Raw genomic sequence first — 1423 nt, 5'->3', positions numbered from 1 at the left:
CCTCTGTCAAACGCATCCTCACCGATGCTGGGATTCACCCAACGCCAGAGAAAGAAAAGAAGAAGCCGCCGATCCCTTGGTTGACCTTCATCAAGGCGCATTTGGAGTCCATCGTGGCATGCGATTTTTTTACCAAGGATGTATTCACCCCCATGGGCAAAATGACGGCCTACTCCCTGGTGTTCATCCACCTGCGCAGTCGGCAGGTATTTTGCTCCCCTCCCACCTATTCGCCGAACAGTGCCTGGGTAACTCAACAAGCCCGCAATGCCTTGATGTGGTGCGACGAGCAAAACATCAAACCTGAATATCTCATCCGCGACGCCGACACAAAATTTTCCGGGACGTTCAAGGAAGTGTGGAAATCGGAAGGTATCCGAATCATCCAGATTCCGCACCGTGCCCCCGAGGCGAACGCATTTTGCGAGTCATTCATCGCCACCCTGAAACGCGAGGTACTGGATTTCTTTTTCTGTTTCAGTCTATCCCAACTTGACTACATCCAACAAACCTGGCTACGCCATTACAACCAGGAAAGGCCTCATACTGGGGCTGGCATTGGCAACAATGTACTCAAGGTGGATTTCCGCCCCCAGGAAACCGGGTCAATCCGCAGCAGGGAGATCCTTGGCGGCATCACCCGCTCGTATTACAGGGAGGCGGCGTGAGCTTTTCAAATTTGACAAACGGGCATAGCCACCAAGCACTATGGTTACACGCCGATGGAAATTTCGCGCAGGAATCCAGACGCGCCAGTCGATTTGATTTCGAGTAAAAGGCATACAGAATCTGCTGTATGAACCTCATCGAAAAATTCGGCATCCCACCTTTCTGACGGTTCTTGTTCACCGTTCGGTCAGACAGCACGGAGCATCATCAAGGGATGCCACAAATGATGCCCTATTGTCGGGGGCAACTTCTCCACCAGATTTTGAAGTATCGGTCGCAAAAAAGGAGCCAAAGCGGGCGCGTGCTGTGAGCATATTGGACTGATTAATTGCGCAAATCGCTCCGCCGACTGATCTTGATGACCTGCAATATGAGCTAAATGGCGAACAGCCTCGAAAAAGTTTGTCAATACATCCGCCTTCTCAGATATCTGTTCGTGACTCACTATTGCTGCATCTTCGTGACCGGAAACTAACTCTGGCTGTGAGCTGTTGGCTATCAATGGTGTGGCATGATTGGTTTTGTCTGCGTAGTGTCTGACAATGGTATCCAAACATGCAAGCAGTTGATTTTCTAAATGCTGTTTTGCGGCTTCTGCAATGTTATCCCGCGACGACAGCAAAGCACTGGCAATCCGCACAATGTGAGAGCCTGAAGGCGGGTTCTGTTGACAAAGCAACACAAAGTCTGTCTTTTTCACCATGGCAAGGAAACTTAATTCTGTTTCCTGTGGAAAAGGAAAATCGCCCTGTAT

General features: G+C 50.0%; 2 protein-coding genes. One reads left to right on the top strand and one right to left on the bottom strand.

Features of this window, described 5'->3' with window-relative positions:
• Window positions 1-668, top strand: a 668-nt coding sequence (locus EJP87_RS16365) for an integrase core domain-containing protein (RefSeq protein ID WP_227657720.1), incomplete at its 5' end; no start/stop codon positions are given.
• A gap of 188 nt (window positions 669-856) precedes the next feature.
• On the opposite strand, the gene EJP87_RS18140 is transcribed toward EJP87_RS16365, so the two are convergent.
• On the bottom strand, window positions 857-1423 hold a 567-nt coding region (locus EJP87_RS18140), incomplete at its 5' end, for a hypothetical protein (protein ID WP_193771474.1).

This window comes from Candidatus Magnetaquicoccus inordinatus (assembly GCF_004217665.1).
GTDB classification, from domain to species: Bacteria; Pseudomonadota; Magnetococcia; order Magnetococcales; family Magnetaquicoccaceae; genus Magnetaquicoccus; species Magnetaquicoccus inordinatus.
Note: the sequence above shows the minus strand (reverse complement) of the source record. Positions and strands in the feature narration are given on the sequence as shown.